The 20698-nt window shown below is 36.4% G+C and carries 19 protein-coding genes; 5 read left to right on the top strand and 14 right to left on the bottom strand.

The annotated features are described in order from the left end of the window. Positions 1-5: 5 nt before the first annotated feature. Positions 6-1673 (bottom strand): ATP-binding cassette domain-containing protein, encoded by a 1668-nt coding sequence (locus ASG21_RS18615; RefSeq protein ID WP_056084338.1) that lies wholly within the window; start codon positions 1671-1673, stop codon positions 6-8. 5 nt (positions 1674-1678) lie between these two features. Further along, positions 1679-2353 (bottom strand): TetR/AcrR family transcriptional regulator, encoded by a 675-nt coding sequence (locus ASG21_RS18620; RefSeq protein WP_056084342.1) that lies wholly within the window; start codon positions 2351-2353, stop codon positions 1679-1681. A gap of 282 nt (positions 2354-2635) precedes the next feature. Between ASG21_RS18620 and sucC the strand changes: the two genes are divergently transcribed. From sucC to ASG21_RS18635, 3 genes are all read left to right on the top strand, one after another. Then, positions 2636-3826 carry an ADP-forming succinate--CoA ligase subunit beta gene (gene sucC / locus ASG21_RS18625; RefSeq protein WP_056084345.1) on the top strand — a complete coding sequence of 397 codons (1191 nt, stop codon included), beginning with the start codon at positions 2636-2638 and terminating at the stop codon, positions 3824-3826. Between the two features lie 185 nt (positions 3827-4011). Next, positions 4012-4389 carry a hypothetical protein gene (locus ASG21_RS18630; RefSeq protein ID WP_128414363.1) on the top strand — a complete coding sequence of 126 codons (378 nt, stop codon included), beginning with the start codon at positions 4012-4014 and terminating at the stop codon, positions 4387-4389. A gap of 16 nt (positions 4390-4405) precedes the next feature. Then, the gene (locus ASG21_RS18635) at positions 4406-6610 is read left to right on the top strand and encodes a reprolysin-like metallopeptidase (protein WP_056084352.1); all 2205 of its coding nucleotides are present in this window, start codon (positions 4406-4408) and stop codon (positions 6608-6610) included. A 66-nt stretch (positions 6611-6676) separates the two neighbouring features. Here the strand turns inward: ASG21_RS18635 and deoC are convergent, their stop codons facing one another. The 5 genes from deoC to ASG21_RS18660 form a co-directional block, all read right to left on the bottom strand. Continuing rightward, positions 6677-7423 carry a deoxyribose-phosphate aldolase gene (deoC, locus tag ASG21_RS18640; protein WP_056084353.1) on the bottom strand — a complete coding sequence of 249 codons (747 nt, stop codon included), beginning with the start codon at positions 7421-7423 and terminating at the stop codon, positions 6677-6679. Next, on the bottom strand, positions 7424-7894 hold the full coding sequence (locus tag ASG21_RS18645; protein WP_056084358.1) for an Lrp/AsnC ligand binding domain-containing protein: 471 nt from the start codon (positions 7892-7894) through the stop codon (positions 7424-7426). A 47-nt stretch (positions 7895-7941) separates the two neighbouring features. Then, a complete protein-coding gene (locus ASG21_RS18650; protein WP_056084362.1) occupies positions 7942-8874 on the bottom strand; it encodes an endonuclease in 933 nt (310 codons plus the stop codon). A gap of 218 nt (positions 8875-9092) precedes the next feature. Beyond that, positions 9093-9764, bottom strand: coding sequence for a tRNA (guanosine(37)-N1)-methyltransferase TrmD (gene trmD, locus ASG21_RS18655; RefSeq protein ID WP_056084365.1), 672 nt, complete (start codon positions 9762-9764; stop codon positions 9093-9095). Further along, positions 9761-11023 (bottom strand): NAD(P)/FAD-dependent oxidoreductase, encoded by a 1263-nt coding sequence (locus ASG21_RS18660; RefSeq protein ID WP_056084368.1) that lies wholly within the window; start codon positions 11021-11023, stop codon positions 9761-9763. Before ASG21_RS18660 ends, trmD begins: the two co-directional genes overlap by 4 nt. 60 nt (positions 11024-11083) lie before the next feature. Here ASG21_RS18660 and ASG21_RS18665 point away from each other — a divergent pair, with 60 nt between their 5' ends. Next, the gene (locus ASG21_RS18665; protein WP_056084371.1) at positions 11084-11947 is read left to right on the top strand and encodes a GH25 family lysozyme; all 864 of its coding nucleotides are present in this window, start codon (positions 11084-11086) and stop codon (positions 11945-11947) included. Between the two features lies 1 nt (position 11948). On the opposite strand, the gene ASG21_RS18670 is transcribed toward ASG21_RS18665, so the two are convergent. The 4 genes from ASG21_RS18670 to ASG21_RS18685 form a co-directional block, all read right to left on the bottom strand. Further along, entirely contained in the window at positions 11949-13595 is a 1647-nt protein-coding gene (locus ASG21_RS18670; RefSeq protein WP_056084373.1) for an alpha/beta fold hydrolase, read from the bottom strand. A 129-nt stretch (positions 13596-13724) separates the two neighbouring features. Beyond that, positions 13725-14855 carry a hypothetical protein gene (locus ASG21_RS18675; RefSeq protein WP_056084376.1) on the bottom strand — a complete coding sequence of 377 codons (1131 nt, stop codon included), beginning with the start codon at positions 14853-14855 and terminating at the stop codon, positions 13725-13727. Positions 14856-14896: 41 nt separating this feature from the next. Next, positions 14897-15415, bottom strand: coding sequence for a DUF1761 domain-containing protein (locus ASG21_RS18680; protein ID WP_056084378.1), 519 nt, complete (start codon positions 15413-15415; stop codon positions 14897-14899). Between the two features lie 99 nt (positions 15416-15514). Next, positions 15515-16132 carry a hypothetical protein gene (locus ASG21_RS18685; protein ID WP_056084381.1) on the bottom strand — a complete coding sequence of 206 codons (618 nt, stop codon included), beginning with the start codon at positions 16130-16132 and terminating at the stop codon, positions 15515-15517. A 67-nt stretch (positions 16133-16199) separates the two neighbouring features. Between ASG21_RS18685 and ASG21_RS18690 the strand changes: the two genes are divergently transcribed. Next, positions 16200-18101 (top strand): ABC-F family ATP-binding cassette domain-containing protein, encoded by a 1902-nt coding sequence (locus ASG21_RS18690; RefSeq protein WP_056084384.1) that lies wholly within the window; start codon positions 16200-16202, stop codon positions 18099-18101. A gap of 62 nt (positions 18102-18163) precedes the next feature. On the opposite strand, the gene ASG21_RS18695 is transcribed toward ASG21_RS18690, so the two are convergent. The 3 genes from ASG21_RS18695 to ASG21_RS18700 are packed head-to-tail and all read right to left on the bottom strand — an operon-like array spanning position 18164 to position 20582. Beyond that, complete coding sequence (locus ASG21_RS18695) at positions 18164-19336, bottom strand: redoxin domain-containing protein (protein ID WP_056084386.1); 1173 nt, start codon at positions 19334-19336, stop codon at positions 18164-18166. Between the two features lie 5 nt (positions 19337-19341). Continuing rightward, a complete protein-coding gene (locus tag ASG21_RS20265) occupies positions 19342-19500 on the bottom strand; it encodes a hypothetical protein (RefSeq protein ID WP_157844476.1) in 159 nt (52 codons plus the stop codon). Positions 19501-19523: 23 nt separating this feature from the next. Then, a complete protein-coding gene (locus ASG21_RS18700; protein ID WP_056084390.1) occupies positions 19524-20582 on the bottom strand; it encodes a Gfo/Idh/MocA family oxidoreductase in 1059 nt (352 codons plus the stop codon). Positions 20583-20698: the final 116 nt, after the last annotated feature.

The following is a 20698-nucleotide window of genomic DNA, read 5'->3' on the forward strand; positions in this document are numbered from 1 at the left end:
GAATTTTATGAAATAATACTTAAAGTTCCGTCTTCGAGGTGAATGTGCTGATCGGCATTGTAAATCAGATTTTTATCCGGCGAAACAACAACGATGGTACACGTTTGCTTGAGCTCCTGAAGATATGCGCTGAGTTTTTCCTGAAAATTTTCAGACATTCCTGCCAGAGGATTTTCAAGTAAGATCAGTCTTTTCTCGCCCAGCAGAGAGCGGAGCATCAGAATTTTCTTTTTTGAGCTGAAGGTCAGTTCAGAATCTGTATCGCTTATTTCTGTAGTAAAACCATTGCTGAAACTGCTCGAAATGCTTTCTATACCAAGCTTTTCTGAAAGCTGCAGAATACTTTCCGTGTTACTGTCTGTGTTTCCTAGCAAGATATTCTGTAAAACATTCCCCTGAATCACTTTCATATTTTCAAGGTATAAACCGATGTTGCTTCTGAAATCTGTTTTGTTTAAATTTTTAAGTGGAATTTTGTCGAAAAGAATCGTTCCCGAACTCGGCTCATAAAATCCTGCAAGCATATTAAGAAGAAGAGATTTTCCGGTACCCATTTTTCCGGTGATCACCGTGAGGCTGTTTTCTTTTAATCTGAAATTGACGTCAGATAAAATCGCAGGTGTGTCGTTGAACGCAAAATCAACATCTTTAAATTCAATTTCAATTCCTCTGTCTTTTTGGGAAAGTACGATGTCGCCATCTGTTTCTTCTTTCAGTTCTGTTACTTTAGAAAGTTTGGCAAATGAGGCGATGAGGTCGTAATAACTTTCAAGGCTTACAATGAGTTTTTCAACTGCAGCCATTATTGTCAGAACCACAATTTCTGCTGCGATAAATGCACCGATATTCAGCTGTTGATTGATCATCAGATAAGTTCCGATGGCTAAAATTGCCAGTGTGATTATGACTTTAAAAGCAATAATGGTTTTATACTGAAAAACCAGGATTTTAAAGTGAGAAGTTCTGTGATCCAGATACTCCACAACCCTTGAATCTGTACCCTGAAGATGCGTTTTTCTTCCTGAATGCATTTTAAAAGTCTTTACGGATGCAGCAATATCTTCAATCCATGCAGCGGTCTCATACTTTTTATCACTTTCCTCGAGGCTCGATTTAATTCCGCTTTCCATACTGTAAATGAAAATAAGAACGACAAGGATAATGACCAAAGCACCGAATGCCAAAAACCACGGATGGTAAAAGGACAAAAGTAAAATTCCGAATACAATCTGAATCAATGCTGTTGGGATTTCCAGTAAAATTTTTGAAATTCCTTTCTGAAGATTCTGAACATCAAAAAAACGGTTCACCAATTCAGGTAAATAGTATTTTCGGGTATCTGAAAGATTGATTCTCGGCAGTTTTTCTGCAAAAGCCATTGAAAATTCTACAAAAATTTTCTGCTGTATTTTTTCAATGATCTGGAAAACTTTGAGTCTGAAATGACCAACCAAAAAAGTTCCCAAAACCACAAAAAAGATGAGTAAATAAATGGAAGTTGCCATCGTAGCTCCCATAACGAAGCTGATAATCGACTGAATTCCCAGCGGGATGCTCAGTGAAACCAAACCATTGAGAATTGCGTAAAAATAAATGTTTGAAACGTCTTTTTTTTCTTTCGTGATGTAGCGAAACAGTTTTTTACTGTGATCGCTTGCTGATCGTAATGCCATTTTTCTTATTTAATAAGGTTAAATGTGATGTGTTTTAAATATCCGAGTACATAATTCGTATGCTCAGCGTTCTGATGATTGTCTGTAAGATTCGGCAGGTGTTCGCTGAAAAAATGCTGATCGTGGGCCGTTTCCAGTAGCGTGCTCGCCATAGAAAGCGGGTAGGGGAAATCCGGTTTTGACTGAGCAATAATCTTTGATATGCATTTGCAGAGACTTTCCAGAGGGTTAAAAATCATTTCCTTGCTGATCTCGTCCACTTCTTTCACCAGATAAGATTTGCTGCTTTCTGAAATAACAATAGAATGCAGTTTTCGGATGTCATAGTCATCTACCTCATCACAGGAATTGTTGTGATGGGTGATGATTTCAAGGATTTTTTCCAGTTTCTCCAAAGGTTTTTTTATTTCGGAAGTTTTAAGTTCAGACATAAACTCAAGGTAAGACCAGTACCAGTTGAGAATATAGGTGAGCAGTTTGTATTTGGATGAAAAATAACGGTAAACCGTTGCTTCGGTCGAACTGATTTTCCCAGCCAGTTTTTTAAATGTAAAATGCTCAAAACCCATCTCAAAAATAAGCTCAATGGCGTTTTTGACAATGGATTTTCCGATCTCACTTTTTTCGGGATCTTTAAGGTAAAGTTTTTCGTTGACCTGGAATTTCAGCTGAAAATTCATGTTTGTAATGTTGCAGTTTTTAACGCTACAAAAATACATAACTATTTTTAATGATAGTATTACTATACATTAAAATAGTATTAAAATGTGATTAGAAAATGATGTTTCAGGATTTGAAAATGTTTTAATACCGATGAACAGCAACAATTATCTTTAAAATGAGAAAAAATTGATGGCAAAAGGATTAAATCATTTAAAAGTATCATAATTTATTTTCCTTCCTTATTCATTTTTATTAAATTTGTCAACCTTTAAATATTAAAATAAAATAATAAAAATAATATGAATCTTCACGAGTATCAATCAAAAGAGATTTTATCAAAGTATGGAGTAGCTATCCAACGTGGTTTCGTTGCAAACAACGTAGATGAAGCTGTAGCAGCTGCAGAGAAATTGACTGCTGAAACCGGAGCTGAGGCTTGGGTTGTAAAAGCACAGATTCACGCAGGTGGCCGTGGTAAAGGTGGTGGTGTAAAGTTTTCTCCAAATATGGATAAACTTAAAGAAAACGCAGGAAACATCATCGGAATGCAGTTGATCACTCCACAAACTTCTGCTGAAGGTAAATTGGTAAACTCTGTATTGGTTGCAGAAGACGTTTATTATCCTGGAGAATCTGAGACTAAAGAATTTTATGTTTCTATTCTTCTAGACAGAGCTGAAGGAAAAAATACAATCGTATATTCTACAGAAGGTGGTATGGACATCGAGCACGTTGCTGAAGTAACGCCTCACTTGATCCACAACGAATTAATTGATCCAACTTTGGGTCTTCAGGGTTTCCAGGCAAGAAAAATTGCTTTCAATCTTGGTCTTGAAGGAAATGCTTTCAAAGAATTCACAAAATTCATCTCTTCTTTATACAATGCTTATGTAGGAATTGATGCGTCTCTTTTCGAAATCAACCCGGTTTTGAAAACTTCTGATAACAAAATTATCGCTGTAGATGCTAAAGTAACTTTGGATGGTAACTCACTGTTCCGTCACAAAGATCTTGAAGCGTTGAGAGATACAAGAGAAGAAGATCCTTTGGACGTTGAAGCTGGTGAAGCTGGTCTAAACTTCGTAAAATTGGACGGTAACGTTGCGTGTATGGTAAACGGAGCCGGTCTTGCAATGGCTACAATGGATATAATCAAATTATCTGGTGGTAATCCTGCCAACTTCCTTGATGTTGGAGGTACTGCTGATGCACAGAGAGTACAGACTGCTTTCGGAATTATCTTAAGAGATCCAAATGTAAAAGCTATTTTGATCAACATCTTCGGTGGTATCGTAAGATGTGACAGAGTTGCTCAGGGTGTTGTAGATGCTTACCACGCAATGGGAAGCCTTCCGGTACCGTTGATCGTGAGATTACAGGGAACAAATGCTGTAGAAGCTAAAAAATTAATTGACGAAGCTGGATTACCAATTCACTCTGCAATTACTTTGGAAGAAGCTGCAAACAAAGTAAAAGAAGTTTTAGCATAAGCTAAAATTTTCTTATAAATTTAAACCGTTTCATTTTTGAAGCGGTTTTTTTGTTTAAAATATAATAAATGATTCATTTTAAAACCTTAATTTTACTACAGTTAAGTTCTAAAATGAAAATATATCTATGTTTTTTTCTGTTTTTATTTCTTAATTGTCAATCTCAGGTTGGTAAAAGACAATCTTTGTCTTATTCTAAAGTAATTCACTTCGAAGATAAATATCACTATCCTTTTACCTTAACTCAAAAAGATTTTCTGATAATAACTTCTCAGGAAAAAATGGACGAAGTTTTCGGTTTAATCCATCAAAATAGTAAAGGAAACCGATATTCTCCTGTTCCGGCAGTTGTAAAGGATGAAACTTACGTTCTCGTAAAGCCCAAATTAAAAAATTCCAATGATGTTTTAATAGAGGAAATCAGTTTAAATAAAAATATACTTTACCTTAAAATAAAAGAATTTTACAATCCTGATTTTGAAAAATCTGCCCGGAAACCACCCAATATTCTTTTAAAATTAACCGGAAATATCAGGTTTAAAAAAGTAATCACACAATATTAATATTAATATAATTTACATGAAAACAAAAACATTTATTCTTTCGTGTCTGCTGCTGGCGGCACAGAGTTTTGCTCAGGATAATTATTGGTCAAAACTTAAAGACAACAAGGTGAAAAGTGAAAATCTCAGCCCGAGATGGGTTGTGCCCAATACATTTTCGCTTTATAAGCTTGATTTAGATAAGATAAAAAATGATCTGAAAAATGCACCTCAGCGTTTTTCAAATAAAGAAAATTTAGTCATTAAATTTCCTGATTCTGACGGGAATACGAGAGATTATATCGTTCAGGAAGCTTCTATAATGGAACCTGAGCTGCAGGCAAAATTTCCTGAAATCCGTACTTACGTCGGATGGCAGAAAAATCATCCCGAAAATACAATTCGTTTCAGTACTACACCTTCTACAGGAATCAGCGTGATGTATTTTGATAATTGGGAAGTAAGCTATCTCGACAGTTATGCAAAAGATCATTCTTCTTTTATTCTCTACAAAAGAAAAGATCTTCCAAAAAATGACAGACTCTTCGAATGCCATATTGAAAATGAACTGGATAATTTAAAAAACAACGGTGGCTCAGCAAACAAGGCACCCTTGGTCTCTGACGGGCAGTTTAGAAATTATAGAACTGCAATTGCTGCAACAGGAGAATACACCACTTTTCATGGAGGGACAGTTGCTGCGGCAATGGCGGCTATAGTGACTACAATGAACAGGGTAAACGGTGTCTACGAAAAAACAATTTCTACTACAATGACATTGGTTGCCAATAATAACCTCATTGTTTACACCAATGCAGGGACGGATCCTTATACCAATGGAATGCCGGGAACGATGATTACGCAAAATCAATCAAATACAAATTCCGTTATAGGTAATGCAAACTACGATATCGGTCACGTTTTTGGTACAAACAGTGGTGGTCTGGCAGGTTTAGGTGTGATTTGTGTGGCCGGAAGCAAAGCCAGAGGAGTCACCGGATCGGGAGCTCCAGTAAATGATCCTTTTGATATCGACTATGTTGCTCATGAATTGGGACATCAGTTCGGAGCAAATCACACATTCAGAGCAGCGACTTCTTCCTGTAGCGGAAATGCAAACAACTCTACTGCTTACGAGCCTGGAAGCGGAAGTACAATTATGGCTTACGCAGGAATTTGTGGAGCCAACAATAATGTTCAGAATAACAGTGATGCTTACTTCCATGCGGCTAGCATTCTGGAAATGTATGCTGTCATTCAGAGATCGACCGACTGTTCTGTAAAAACCTCAAACGGTAACGGGGTTCCTACAGCTGATGCAGGCGCAGATTACATCATTCCGAAAGGTACAGCATTCGTGTTGACAGGCGTTGGTACAGATCCCGCCAATGATCCGCTGACCTACTTATGGGAACAGTATGATAATACCAATAACACACAGCCACCTGTTTCTACAGCAACGGCAGGACCTGTTTACCGTTCCTTGACTCCTACAGTTTCTCCGTCAAGATATTTTCCGGTTATGACCTCTGTTTTAGCTAATAATTTGATTCCGAAATGGGAAGTTACTCCAAGCGTGGCAAGAACGCTCAATTTTTCGCTTGTCGTAAATGATAACAATATAGGAGGGAATCAGGCTGCTAGAGATGTGATGGTTGTCACAGTTACTGATGACGGTCCGTTTGCAGTGACGTCTCAAACGTCAAATGCAGCGATTGACGGAAATTCTACAATTTCTGTAAACTGGAATGTTGCAGGAACGAGTGGAGGAACCATCAATACTGCCAATGTCACAATTCTGCTTTCTAAAGATGGCGGTGCCAACTTCAATACTGTATTGGCAGCAAGCGTTCCGAACAATGGTTCTGCGAATGTGACGATTCCTAACGAAAATATTGCTAATGCAAGAATTATGGTAAAGGCATTGAATAATATTTATTTTGCAGTAAATTCTTCGAATTTCCCTGTCAATCAGGTAGCTCTTTCTACGTCTGAAACTGCAGTGACGAATTACTCAATTTATCCAAATCCAGCTTCTGATTTTATCACTGTTTCACTAAAAAAACTGTCTCAAAAAGCAGATTACGAAATGTATGACGCTTCAGGAAGATTGATTTTGAAAGGAAATTTTGCAGGAGAAACTAAAATTGATGTGAGAAGTTTAACCAATGGAAATTATGTTTTGACTATGATTTTAGATAACGGTGAGAAGATCTCAGAGAAATTTATTATTAAAAAATAAAAATTATGTTCCATAAAAAAAGCTCCGAAGAAAAAAAACTTCGGAGCTTTTACGTTAAATACTTTTTTAATATCCTTCACCGGATGACTGATTTTCCAGTAAAGCCAAAGCGGATGAGGTTCCGATTCTTTTTACGCCGAGATTAATCATTTTCACGGCATCAGAGTGATTCCGTACGCCTCCTGCAGCTTTTACAGGAAGTTTTCCTGCACTCTCCAACATGATTCTTATGCCTTCAAAAGTCGCTCCGTTGGGCTTCCCATCTTTGGTTTCATAGAAGCCGGTAGATGATTTAACAAATATTGCTGAAAGGTTATTTTCATCAAAATTTTCTTCTGCCCAGTTTGAAATTTTTCCGGTTAAGTCTGCAATCTGATCATCAGATAATGCCGCAATTTCAATGATCCATTTGGCAATCTTCTGATGCTGAAGACACAGTTTTGTGCACTCCAGAAATTCAGTTTTTACCAAATCAATATTTCCGTTGAGGTATTCTGAATAATTAATGACAAAATCAAGTTCGTCAGCGCCGTCGTCAATGGCTTTTCGGGCTTCGGCAAGTTTTTCTTCAACTGAATCCGTTCCTTCATGAAAGCCGATTACAGTTCCGATTTTCACATCAGAATTTTTATCGGTCAGAAACTTTTTAATTTCAGAAACATATTCGGGCCTTATCATCACGGCAAAAATTCCGTTGTCGTTGGCTTCGGTTGCCAGCTCTCTGTCTTTCTGAACTGTCTGTTCCTCTGACAGACCGGATTGCTGCGGTGTTTTAAGATAAGTTGAATCTAAATAATCTGCGATATTCATCAATTATACTTTAAGCTGTCTTGCAATGCTCTGTTCTAGAGAAATAAATGTTTCAGTACGGGTTACTCCCTTGAATTTCTGCAGTTTACTCAAAATCTGCATAAGGTGGTCGTTATCCTTGCACAGAACTTTAATAAAAACGGCGTAGTTTCCGGTGGTGTAATGCGCTTCCACTACTTCATTCACTTCCTTCAGGGCTTTTACAACATCTGCGTAGTGACTTGGCTGGTCAAGAAATATTCCGATAAAGGAAACTACTTTAAAACCGATTTTTTTAGGATTTAAAAAAGAAATGGTACTTTCTATCACACCTGCGTGCTCCAGTTTTTTTATTCTCTGGTGAACTGCAGTGGTTGAGATCCCGACTTTAGACGAGATGTGTGCAAGTGAAGTCTTGGAGTTGTCCATCAGCATGTAAATAATCTGCTTGTCGATGGCATCCAGATAGTAGTCAGTATTGTTAGCGTTCTTCATTTTTGATTTAGTTTAATGTTTTTAAAGAAATGATGTTAATTTATATCTTAGTTTTTTAGTTTAACGAGAACAGGAAAATGATCGCTGTAGCCTCCCAGATAGCGTGTTCCGGCAAAGGTTCTGAATGGTCTTCCTGAGAGATTTCTGGACTTTAATGTGAGTTGGGGGTGATTAAAAACCTCTGCCATCTCAAACTGCAGCTGATCTTCCTGATGATAAAAATTCCCTGACAGTAGAATTTGATCAAATAACAAACCACTTTTGTAGTGAAATGTAGAATATTTTTTGTTAAAAAATAAATCTGCAAAAGGATTTTCAAGTGCATTCTTCTGAAACGTCTTGCCTGAGAGGATTTCCAGCACTTCATCATCAGGATTTTCATTAAAATCTCCGCAGACAATTACTTTCTCATCCGCGTTTTCCTGGATTTTGTCTATTCTGTTTCTTAATTCCTGAAGAATGTATGATCTTTTTGGCTTATTGACGTCTTTTTCTCTTTTAGAGGGAAGGTGAAGTACAAATACGTTAATGATTTCTTCCTCAAATTTTACTTTGGCAAAAAGTATATCACGTGTGGTGTCATAATATTTTTCGTCAAGGCCCGATTCTTCGAAGAAAAAAGTAATAGGTTCAGATTCTAAAATTTCAATTTTGGAATGATCGTACAGAAGTGCGACGTCTACATTTCTTTCATCCAGAGATTTGTAGTGCAGAATACCGTATTTCCCCTGAAGAGGTTCTGTCTGAATTAAATCTTTCAGAACATGATCTCCGGAAATTTCGGCAAGACCGATCATGAAAGGCAATTGATGATGCTGCTCTCCGATCAGCCGAAAAGCATGTGCAATTTTATTAAGTTTATACTGATACTTTCTGAAATCCCAGTTGAAAAGACCACTTTTGGTTTTCTCAGACTTATGGCCTGCATTAGAATCCGGTAAAAACAAATTTTCAACGTTATAGAATGCAAAAATCTCCATGATTTGTTTGCGAAAAATTAATATTCTACCTAGCCTTTCAAAAATTTGTGTGGTTAAAAATACAAATAGTTTTTGATGAATCGGTATTTTAATTGATATTTTAAGGTTAATTCTTATAAACATAATGATATTTCATTGATTTACAAAAAAATAGAGTTTAAAATAAATGTGAAATTAAATTCGGATAAAAACGTCGGTAAAATTTTCAATTTTATAATCTACAGTAAGTCAGGTCTTTTCTCTGTAGTAATGCGTACAGCCTCTTCGTAACGCCAGTCTTCAATCATTTTAGAATTTCCGCTGAGCAGAATTTTAGGAACCTCAAGACCTTTATAGACCTCGGGTCTCGTGTAGATTGGTGGCGACAGAAGATCATCCTGAAAACTGTCTGTCAAAGCACTCTGTTCATCATTTAAAACTCCCGGTAAAAGTCTGATCACAGAATCAGCCAAAACGCAGGCAGCAAGTTCGCCACCCGTTAAAACATAATCACCGATCGAAATTTCTCTGGTAATGTGAAGTTCTCTCACGCGCTGATCAATACCTTTGTAATGACCACAGAGAAAAATTAAATTGTTTTTTATAGAAAGTGTGTTGGCGATTTTTTGGTTTAAAGTAACACCGTCGGGGGTGAGATAAATTACTTCATCATAATCACGCTTAGCTTTGAGTTCAGAAATACATTTATCTATCGGTTCAATCATCATCACCATTCCGGCCCCGCCACCGTAAGGTTCGTCATCTATCTGCCGGTGTTTGTTGACTGACCAGTTTCTGAGCTGATGAAAATGAACTTCGGCAACGCCTTTATCCACCGCCCGTTTAAGTATAGATGTTTGAAATGGACTTTCCATGAGCTCTGGAAGTACGCTTATAATATCAATTCTCATTGTAATGTTCCGTTTTTCTTATTGGATAAAATGATCAGTCGCAAAGACGAATCTTTATTAAAATAACTCCACATCCAGTTAAAGAACACGGCAAGTTTATTTCTGACGCTCAAAATTAGCATTAAGTGAAGGAACATCCAAAAATACCACGCAATAAAGCCCTGAAATTTAATAAAAGGCAGATCAACTACGGCTCTGTGTTTGCCGATGGTCGCGAGAGAACCTTTGTCATCGTACTCATATTCAGTCCATTCTGACTGATTTTTTTTCAGGAAATTTCTGCCTAAATTTTTTGCCTGATTGATCGCTACATTTGCTACCTGAGGGTGTCCCTGAGGATATTTTGGAGTTTCCATGTAAGCGATGTCTCCGATGGCATAAATATTATCAAGACCTTTGATTTTGTTGAATCTGTCGGTGATGTATCGGTTTCTGATGATTTTTTCCTGCTCAAATCCGTCGATGATATTTCCAATAACTCCAGCTGCCCAGATGACGTTGTTGGAGGCAATCTGTTTTCCGCTTTTCATGTAAACCCTGTCGCCATCGTAATCGGTAACATATTCGCCACTCAGAAAATCTACACCGAGATCCTTCAGATATTTTTCAGATTGAGTCTGAGCTTCGTCGCTCATTACTGCCAACGGTTTTTCGGTAGAACTTACGAGGATGATTTTAAGATTGTCGAAATTCATGTAAGGATAATCTCTGGGAAGAATTTCTTTTTTCATTTCAGAAAAAGCACCGGCCAGCTCCACGCCCGTTGGTCCGCTCCCAACGATAACGATGTTCCAGTTGCCGTCGTCACTGCGGCTTTTTTCAAGAATTAATTTCTCGAAAGTCATTAAAACATGATTTCTGATGCTGATGGCTTCCTGAGTGTTTTTCATCCCGAAAGCTCTGGATTCCATTTCTTTATTGCCGAAAAAATTGGTTTTACAGCCTGTCGCGATAATCAGTTTATCATAACTGAACTCTGCGCCATCGGTAATCACTTTATTTTGGGAAGGAATAATTTCTTTCACTTCGGTCAGCCTGAACTGTGTATTTCTCGACTGCTGAAAAATTTTACGGAAAGGGAAGGAAATGTTGGAAGGTTCGATCCGTCCGCATGCCACCTGATAGAAAAGAGGCTGAAACATGTGATGGTTTACGCGGTCGAGAACGATGACCTTTTTGTTTTTGTTGTTCAGTGTTTTAGCGAGTTGCAAACCGGCAAATCCTCCTCCAATGATGATAACTTTCTCCCTTGTTTCCATAGTAACAAATTTACAGATTTATTTTAGTAATTAATGTCAAAAACTTAGTTTTGCATAGCAATGACAAAGAAAAGGTACACCAAAAAAGCTGCCACTAACCGACACAGAAACAGACGCAAAAAATCAAATTTGCGAAGGATTATTGTTTTGGTAGTCCTTGCTGTGGCCTTGCTGGGAACCGGTTTTTATCTGAAACAGAAAATTTCTTATTATTACGCTCTGTATTTTAATAAAACCTCGCACAAAAAACTAAAAAACTCTGAGCGTGAAGCTGCAAGAATTCAGAAAATCATCAGCGAAAATTTAGATAAAACTTACGGTCTTGATATTTCTCATTATCAAAATAAAGAGGATATCAAATGGGACAGTCTGAGCATTGGCAACAAAACCATTCCACTGGAATTTGTGGTGATGAGAGCTACGATGGGAAACGCCAATGCAGACCGTCATTTCAATGATTTCTGGGAGCTGGCAAAAAAGCATGAACTGATTCGGGGAGCTTATCATTTTTACCGTGCCGACGAAGATCCTGTACGTCAGGCCAACAATTTTCTTGAGAATGTAAAGCTCGAAAGCGGAGATCTTCCTCCAATTTTGGATATCGAAAAGATTCCAAGAAAAAAATCTAAAGAAAAATTAGTGGAAGATTTGAAGGTTTGGTGCAAAATAGTGGAAGAAACTTATGGTAAAAAGCCGATTATTTACACGTACTACCATTACTACAAAGATTTTCTTAAAGGTGAATTTGATGATTATCCTCTTTGGTTAGCCAACTACAACGATGTCCCGACACCTTCACCAGATGACCATTTTGATTTCTGGCAGTTTACCGAAAACGGAATTGTACACGGTATCAACACCAAGGTTGATCTGGATCTGTACAACGGAAGCCTTTGGTCACTGAAAAGTTTGACTTTGGATTAACTTATCTCTTCAAAAATTCAACGATATCTTTATTAAGTTCATCGGCATTTTCAAACGGAATCATGTGCGTGGCATCTTGGTAAATTTTCAGCTTTGCATTGGGTATTTGCTTTGAAATCAGCTCTGAATGTGCAGGCTTGATCACATCCCTTTCGCCGACAATCACCAAAACTTCAGACTGAATTCTATTTAAATCTTTGCCTGAAATATTCGGTTCTTTCAGCATCAGTTTAAGCAATCTCAGTTCATTGAATTTCTTCGGATTTTTTTCATACTCCATTGCTTTGAGATTCAGTTTGAATGTAGTGATTAATTCATCATCAATTCCGTCAACAGAGGCGTTGGCTCCGATGGTAATCAGTTTGTTTAAATTTTCAGGATATTTTAAGGCAAATTCAAGTCCTGTAGTTCCACCGTCACTCCAGCCGGCAATGTTTACTTTTTTTAATCCTAAATCGTCGACTATAGCTTTCACGTCATCAGCGAAAATTTTATAGGTAAAATCTTTTTTAGTTTTGTCAGTACTTTTTCCCTGTGCTCTGGTGTCAATGGCTATTACTTTAAAATGTTTTGACAGTTCCGGAATCTGCTGATAAAAATCTCTGATGCTTCCTGAATTTCCGTGGAGCAACAGCAGAGCCTCGCCCTCACCGTACGTTTCGAAGTACAGTTCTGCATCTTTCAGGTTCAAAACTTTACCTGCAGGAGCATTTTTTCCGTAAATTGATTTTTCGGCTTCCATATGATATTTGCTTACATCAGGAATAAGATGTGAAAGATGGCTATTACTCTCATCCGATTCCTGCAATTCATTTTTTCCGTTTTTGTCTACTTTTACATCAATGTTAATCGCTGGAGCAGCCATGGTCATTTTTTCCCAGTTGCCATAGAATTTTCTCAAATAACCTGTTCTGAAAAGCGCGGCACTGATGTTAAGTCTTCCTTCAAATTCTTTTAAAAACTGAATTCCAACAAAAAACTTACCCTGAACCCAAATATTTTGGTCATTGACATCTAAAGTAAAGGTATCATCTACAATTTTATCCTTCGTCAGTTCGACAGTGATCTCTTCATCTAAAATACTTTCTCCCGGCAAGCCATTTTTTTCATTATAAATGGTGTAGCGCATGATTACAGGACGGTCTGCAGTGATGCTTGCGATATTGAGATGAATGTTTTTAATCTTGGATCTCTTACTCGCCTTAAATTCCAAAGCTGTTTCACCTAAAAAATTATCTTTGCTTAACTCAGGATTTACAGAATACATGACACTTTTCGTTTTTGTATTCACGCCCCAGTTTTTATCAACAAACTTTTTGGGTGTAATTTTTACTTCCTGAATATTTTTGATTTTTTCCTGTAAGAAAATTTTTCGGTCATTTTGTTTTAGAAAATCATGAACACTTTCTGTGTAAGTTTCGTAACCAGCAACATCAATTCGGACTTTGGCAGAAGGATTTACATTCGAGAAATCGATAGAAAAGTGACCTTTCTCGTCACTGATGATCCCGGTGGTTTCTTTTTCAACACCTACTTTTACATAGGGAATCGGAGTGTTTTCTTCTTTAGACAAAACAGTTCCGGAAATAATCTGAGCCTGTAGCCAATACACCGTAAAAAACAGAATTAAAATATTGAGTTTCTTCATAACAAAAGTTTGATGCAAAAATCAATATTACAGTTCACAAACGCTCTTAATATGTTACTAAATTTAAAGAAGTTTTAGTTAAATAAAGTTTAAAAAAAATCACATCAAAGTGAGCGAGTCTATTTAAATTTACTTAAATGGTTTCCTCTGAACCCATTCTGTTTGTGGAGAAATTGAAGGGAAAATTCTGCTCATAAAAGGATTAATCAGAAAATTATTGTGCTTTATCAGACCAAAAATTTCGTAAGGTTCGGCGCCGATGGTAGATTTGATTTCTAATGCTGTTCTTCCGAAAATAATTCTTGAAAATTTTTCTTCAATACCGAATTTTACCATATCCAGCAGCATGTTCAGATAAATTTGTTTTTCTTTCTGAAGATCTTTGTCGTAGCCTAAAAAATAAGTATCAACATCAGAATTATTTAAAATTAATGTATAAAAACCAATCATTTGACCATTAAGAAAATATCCGAAAACTCTGAAATTGTCTTTCATTGATTCTTTGAGTCTGTAAAAATGATTTTCAGGTAGAAAAAATGTATTGAAAGGTGCGTTATCGGCTACATTTTGATAAAGAATATTTATTTTTCCGCTCCACTTTTGAATATCATTTAAATCTAATTCTCTCTTCTCAATATCTTTCGATTTTTTTCTGGCTGTGTTTGCTCTGCTACGGTATTTTGTAGAAAAATCATTCAGATAATTATCAAAACTTTGCCATGAGTCTTTTATTTTGAGCATCATATTTGGCTGTACAGAAAACCTGAAGTAAGGTTTGAAATTTTCCCCGGTGAACAGACCGATAAATTTGGTTCGGAAATCTTTATAAATAATCAGTGAAGATTTTCTGTACTTTTTCTGCATCAACTGTACAGCCTCGCCAAGCAAAGCCGATGCATCGTGAGTGCTTATCTTTTCATTATTAAAATAGAAAGCATTTTGGCCTGTAAGCATATTGTTTCCTACAAACATCACATCTCTGCTGAATTTTTTTGCGAGGAAATTTTTAACATTACAGAACATTTCATCCTTTTGAAATGTCTGATGCTGCGTAAAGCTCAGATACTGAAACAATGCGCCTCCCACAAGATTTTCATCAGCAAAAAATGCCGCAAAATAGCAGTCCATATTATCGGGTTTCGAATCTTCCAAAACTTCAAAATATCCGCGCGATAAAAGAATGTTCTGCTTCCCGACAACGCCGTCCCACGATGTAGGAAGTTCTTTTGCTGAATGATAAATTTTAAAAGTGTACGCCATAAAAAAAGGTCACAAATGTAACCTTTAATTTTAAATTGAAATTATTTCGGTGTGGTTAAATTAAAACCATCCAAAGCGTACCATCCGCAGATAATTCCTCCCATGATTGTAATTGTTATGGTCCAGTAACCTGCATTCAGCATTACATATTTCCAGGTTTTTCTTTCAAAAGCAGCGTTGATTCCGAAAAGTGGGAATACAAAGAAAATCCCAGTCATAAACGAATGTAGAGCACCATGGCCAAACGATCTGTACGCCATTCTGTACTCATTCATAAACGCCGTGTAAGACGTTTTGGCAAGCGTTTCATTGCCACCAATCATTCCCAAAGCACCAAACTGATGAATCGTTACAAACTGCAGGAACATGCCGATCAGTATCGACAAAAATATGCTGAAAAGAAAGATGAAGAGCATATTTGATTTCTTTATTTTGTCTTCACTTACTCCTGCAATTCTCATCCAAACCGTTCCGAAAACTTTTGGATGATACCAGATAAAGCCCGTAATTAAAGGAACCAAAGCAGCTGTGAGAATGGCGAAAAAATTGGTTGGCAACATGATTTTGTGTTTTAAATGATTGTTGCATAAATCTACATTAAAAAATGGTACGGTTAAAAATTTGATTAAAAAATTTGAATCAATGCATTTAAGATTGAATTATTTTAAAAAATCAAAAATTTTAAGTAGGTCTTCAGGGAAGATAATGTAATAATATATCATGTTGGGAATCGCAGAAACTAAAGAAAGTACAATTGCAAAAACAGGAACTAAGGCATACATAATCCAAGGAAATTTCCGTTTCCGGACAAATTTTTTAATCATCGCATGCCAAATAATTTTCACCCGTTCTTTATCATTCCACAAAATAGCAAAACAGAGAATAAAATAAAATGCAAATCTGAAAGAAAAGGCATTTCCCATCGCGTTATTCATAAAGCTGATATCCATTAATACAATATTTGCCGCTACAGGAATGAAAAAAATAACACCAAGGATTGCCGTAGATTCAAACAGCAGCAGTAACCCTGTGACAATTTGAAGAATTCCGACTGTTGTTTGGAAAGGTCCATGATCAAAAAGATACCACATCACTTGAAACAGAGGCAGATCTTTTAGTGGCTTACTCATTTCTGCAGCAGAAATTCCAAACTGACCACCGGTTGTGAGTTTACCGTAACCGTAGTGAATAAACGTGTAAGCCAAAAGAAATCTGGATACCAAAATGAAATAATCCCAATATCTTTTTCTGGAAACCGCAGGTAATTTTGCTGTCATATTTTTAAGGTTTAAATTTTGTACTTTTGCCGCTCGATTCAATATCAATCAAAAGCTTCACATTATAATGAATTACGTTTCTGTCGAAAACCTTACCAAATCGTATGGCATCAAAACTTTGTTTAAAAATGTCTCATTTCACATCAACGAAGGTGACAAAATAGCCATCGTTGCCAAAAACGGAAGCGGGAAATCAACTCTTCTCAAGATTTTAATGGGAAAAGAGATTGCAGACAGCGGAACTGTAGTGATCAATAAAGATATTCAGGTGGTTTTGTTTGACCAGGAAATCGATTTTGAATCTGATCTTACGATCGAGGAATTTATGATGACCTTAGATTCTGCACCCATTTTAGCTTTAAAAAAATACCATCACGCCTTACTTTCCGGTGATCCGGACGAAATGGAAACTGCATTGGCTGAGATGGAAATCCACAAAGCATGGGATCTTGAAAATGAGATGAGCCAAATCCTTTCTCAGCTTAAAATTACAGATCTCACCGCAAAAATGGGAATGCTTTCCGGTGGACAGATCAAACGTGTTGCACTGGCAAAACTTTTAACAGAAACCAGAGCCGAACACCGCCACACGCTTTTAATTATGGATGAACCTACCAACCACCTCGATGTGGAAATGGTAGAATGGCTTGAAAGCTATCTGAATAAAGCAAAAATCACCCTTCTTCTTGTTACGCACGACCGTTATTTTCTTGACGCAGTCTGCGGAATTATCTGGGAAATGGAAGATCAGAATCTCTACGTTCACCAGGGTGCTTACGCTACTTATCTTGAAAATAAGATGATTCGTGAAGATAACATGAACTCTACGATCGATAAAGCACAGAACCTTTACAGAAAGGAACTGGAGTGGATGCGCAGACAGCCGAAAGCACGAACTACAAAATCGAAATCAAGACAGGACGACTTCTACGAAACCGAAAAAGTCGCAAAAACCGATACGCGTAAAGAAAAACTGGAGCTTGATTTTGAAATGAAAAGATTAGGCAACAAAATTCTGGAACTGAAAGATATTTCCAAAAGTTATGGTGATAAATTATTGCTGAAAGATTTCAGTTATTCTTTCCAACGTGGTGAGAAAGTAGGAATTGTAGGAAAAAACGGTGCGGGAAAATCTACTTTATTAAATATTATCCAGGGCTTTGAACCAAAAGATTCCGGTGAAATTGAAACAGGAGAAACGATTAAATTCGGATATTTTTCTCAGAAAGGACTTAAGTATAAAGAGGACGAAAGAGTGATCGATTTCATTAAAGATATTTCTGAAAATTTCCCTTTGGCTAACGGAAGAACGATTACAGCATCGCAGTTTTTAAGATTATTCTTATTTGATGATCAGACGCAGTATTCACCGATTTCCAAACTTTCCGGAGGTGAAAAAAGAAGACTGCATCTGATGTATATTCTCTATCAAAATCCTAACTTTTTGATTTTTGATGAGCCTACCAATGATCTTGATCTTCCTACTTTGACGGTTCTGGAGAATTTCCTTTTAAATTTTCAGGGAAGTTTAATCATCGTTTCGCACGACAGATATTTTATGGACAGAATCGTTGATCACATTCTGGCCTTCGAAGGCGATGGAAAAATTAAAGATTTCATCGGAAACTTTTCAGAATACAGAGAAAATAAGAAACTGGAAGACGGAAGTCAGAAGCAGGAAGATAAAAAAGCAAAAACTGTTGTTGAAAAAGTAATAGAAAAACCTGTAGAAACCGTCGTATCGCAACCGCAAACTTCGAAAAGGAAACTTTCTTTTAAAGAGCAACGCGAACTGGAAACGATTGAAAAAGAAATTCCGGAACTGGAATCAAAAAGAGCTGCAATTTTGGATTTACTCAGCAATGAATCAGACTATGACAAGATTTCAAAGCTTTCAGATGACCTTCAAAAACTTTCAGACAAACTGGAAAATCATGAAATGAGATGGCTTGAACTTCAGGAAGAATAGGCTATCACTAATTTCATTTTAAACATAATAAAACGGGCTGTTCATTATTGAGCAGCCTTATTTTATTTTATTAGATTTCTTATTTCAGCTTCTATTTTCAAACCGTTTTTTTCGTCGAAGCCTTCGGTTACAGACACTATTTTGCCAGATTGATTTATCAGTATGAAAGTTGGAAATGCCGTAACAGCATATATGTCTGCCACTGTCTTTCCATTGCTTAATATCGGATATTTAACTTTGTACTTATTGGAAAACCATCCAATCTTTTCTAGGGAATCATAAGAATTTATACTTATAACCTTAAATTTTTCATTTTTAAATTTTTCTTGAAGAGCGTTAATATGAGGAACACTTTCTATGCAGGCGTTACAGTTTTTAATCCAGAAATCAAGCAGAATCACATCTCCTTTCAGGTCTTTTAGTGACATAAATCTGTTTTCATTAAAAACTTTAAGCTCAAATTCCGGAGCCAAAGATCCTGCTGACAACTTCTTCTTTTCATCTTTTTGAAGTTTAAACTCATTTTTATAAGTTGAATAAAACCAGGAAGATTCTGAAATTTTTTTTGGCTGTGTTTCAATATTTTTAAAAATCGTTTTGATAAAATCTCTGTTAAGATTATTCTTCTGAATGATCTGAAGCGGAAAACTGCTGCTTTTATCAATCATCAATTCATAAATAAAATTATATTCTGTGGTCATCTGGTCAAAACCAGTACCTAGATTATTTATTCTTCTTTTACCAAGATCGACCGTCACTGCCTGATATAAATTCTTACCAATCACTGAATCTTTAATGGTTTTTACAGCTTTATCATCAGAAATAATCAGAGGTAAAATATTCCGTAATGTGATAAGAGAATTGTAGAAATAACTTTTAGAATCAAAAGATTTTTCTGAAATCTGCTCTGCAATTTCAAGTGAACTGTTTTGTTTATTCAGCTGAAAACTCTCAGTTCCGTTATAGATTTCTTTAAATTGTGAATTTTCTATCTGAAACCGAAACCCAGGTGTATTTTCTCTTTGATCAAAATCGAAATAGCATTTCCAGGAAGTTGTATTTTTATAATCTTCCGACGAAAAATCAGATTCTCTCGTCAGATCATAACTTAGAAATTTCGCATTGTTTAATCTTTCATATACTTTATTTAATGTGGAATCTACAGATGAATTCTTTTGTCCACAGACAATGATCAATCCAAAAAAACAAAAAAGGAAAGTGGAACAGTATTTCATTTAAATTATTTCTTTTTTACCATCGTAAAAATGCTGTAGGAAAGAAATGCGATTCCAAGGACAAGAAATCCGTATTTTAAATAAATATTATCCTCCATCAGGGTAATTCCGATGATGACAAACAATAAACCGAGCACTGTAAAACTTGAACTTCGCTTCTGCATAATTTATTTTTTTCCTGTTAAATTTAAACCAAATCAATTACCTTTCCCTGTCTGGAACTTTCCAAAACAGCTTCTATGATTCTCATATTCTGAACCACTTCTTCGGCAGGCGAAGGCAGATAATAACCGAAAACTATATGCTCGTAAATATTCTGATAATAATTCATGTAATTTCCGGGCTCGCTGGATGTAAGCGTTCTTTCTGTTTCTGAATTTTCATTAAAAATATTTAAAATTCCATCTTCAGAATCGAGTGGGGCAGTCCATTCTGTTCCATACTCAGGGATGGCTCCGCCAACCAGCTGATTTTCCTGATCGTCTGATCTTTGCTGAAGAAAACAGCCTCTGTCACCGAAAATTTTGTATGCATAATGATCTTCTTTCGTGAAAACAGATGATTTCAGACGGACACGCAATTCGTTTTCATAATAAAATAGGATTTCAAAATAATCATTGGCAAAATCATTTCCTTTCATCGAAAATACATCGGCAAAAACTTTTTTCGGAAAACCAAAAAGCTGAACCGCCTGATCGATCAGGTGAGCACCGAGATCGTGTACTGAGCCTGAACCTGAAAGATTGGGATCTTCCTTATGAAGTTTTGCACTCGCTTCAGTTCTGAATCTGTCGAATCTGATTTCGACTTCTTTGATTTCTCCTAAAACTTTATCATTCAAGACTTTCTGAACCTGAAGATAATCACGGTCAAATCTCCTGTTCTGATAAACACTTACAAAATGATTTTTTTCTGCTGCCAGTTTTGCCAGGTCTTCGGCTTCTTTTGCATTGATGGTAAAAGGCTTTTCCACAATCACATTTTTGCCTGCCTCCAAAGCCATTTTCGAATATTCAAAGTGAGTCTGAACAGGCGTGTTGACAACAACCAAATCCACGTCTGCATTTTGCAGCATTTCTTCAACGGAGAGAAAAATCTGTGCGTCGGAATATTTTTCTTTAGATTCTTCCTTTGATCTTTCTACAATTGCTGTAATAAAAAAACCGGGATGCTCTTTCAGGAAAGGGGCATGAAAAACTTTTCCACTCATTCCGAAGGCGCATAGACCTACTTTTACAAGTTGCATAATTTAATTTTTATCAAATATAAGATTAAAATTCCCTTTAATTAAATCTTTCGTTTTTCCTTTTTTACTAAAATTTAATTAAGAATTAATAAAAATAAGCTTTCAGAATCTGTTGC

The organism is Chryseobacterium sp. Leaf394, assembly GCF_001424105.1.
Taxonomy (GTDB): domain Bacteria; phylum Bacteroidota; class Bacteroidia; order Flavobacteriales; family Weeksellaceae; genus Chryseobacterium.

Bases quoted from the DNA above. Each gene is read 5' to 3' on its own strand.
- ASG21_RS18615 (WP_056084338.1), bottom strand. From the start codon at position 1,673: ATGGCATTACGATCAGCAAGCGATCACAGTAAAAAACTGTTTCGCTAC.
- ASG21_RS18620 (WP_056084342.1), bottom strand. From the start codon at position 2,353: ATGAATTTTCAGCTGAAATTCCAGGTCAACGAAAAACTTTACCTTAAA.
- sucC (WP_056084345.1), top strand. From the start codon at position 2,636: ATGAATCTTCACGAGTATCAATCAAAAGAGATTTTATCAAAGTATGGA.
- ASG21_RS18635 (WP_056084352.1), top strand. From the start codon at position 4,406: ATGAAAACAAAAACATTTATTCTTTCGTGTCTGCTGCTGGCGGCACAG.
- ASG21_RS18645 (WP_056084358.1), bottom strand. From the start codon at position 7,894: ATGAAGAACGCTAACAATACTGACTACTATCTGGATGCCATCGACAAG.
- ASG21_RS18650 (WP_056084362.1), bottom strand. From the start codon at position 8,874: ATGGAGATTTTTGCATTCTATAACGTTGAAAATTTGTTTTTACCGGAT.
- trmD (WP_056084365.1), bottom strand. From the start codon at position 9,764: ATGAGAATTGATATTATAAGCGTACTTCCAGAGCTCATGGAAAGTCCA.
- ASG21_RS18660 (WP_056084368.1), bottom strand. From the start codon at position 11,023: ATGGAAACAAGGGAGAAAGTTATCATCATTGGAGGAGGATTTGCCGGT.
- ASG21_RS18665 (WP_056084371.1), top strand. From the start codon at position 11,084: ATGACAAAGAAAAGGTACACCAAAAAAGCTGCCACTAACCGACACAGA.
- ASG21_RS18670 (WP_056084373.1), bottom strand. From the start codon at position 13,595: ATGAAGAAACTCAATATTTTAATTCTGTTTTTTACGGTGTATTGGCTA.
- ASG21_RS18675 (WP_056084376.1), bottom strand. From the start codon at position 14,855: ATGGCGTACACTTTTAAAATTTATCATTCAGCAAAAGAACTTCCTACA.
- ASG21_RS18680 (WP_056084378.1), bottom strand. From the start codon at position 15,415: ATGTTGCCAACCAATTTTTTCGCCATTCTCACAGCTGCTTTGGTTCCT.
- ASG21_RS18685 (WP_056084381.1), bottom strand. From the start codon at position 16,132: ATGACAGCAAAATTACCTGCGGTTTCCAGAAAAAGATATTGGGATTAT.
- ASG21_RS18690 (WP_056084384.1), top strand. From the start codon at position 16,200: ATGAATTACGTTTCTGTCGAAAACCTTACCAAATCGTATGGCATCAAA.
- ASG21_RS18695 (WP_056084386.1), bottom strand. From the start codon at position 19,336: ATGAAATACTGTTCCACTTTCCTTTTTTGTTTTTTTGGATTGATCATT.
- ASG21_RS20265 (WP_157844476.1), bottom strand. From the start codon at position 19,500: ATGCAGAAGCGAAGTTCAAGTTTTACAGTGCTCGGTTTATTGTTTGTC.
- ASG21_RS18700 (WP_056084390.1), bottom strand. From the start codon at position 20,582: ATGCAACTTGTAAAAGTAGGTCTATGCGCCTTCGGAATGAGTGGAAAA.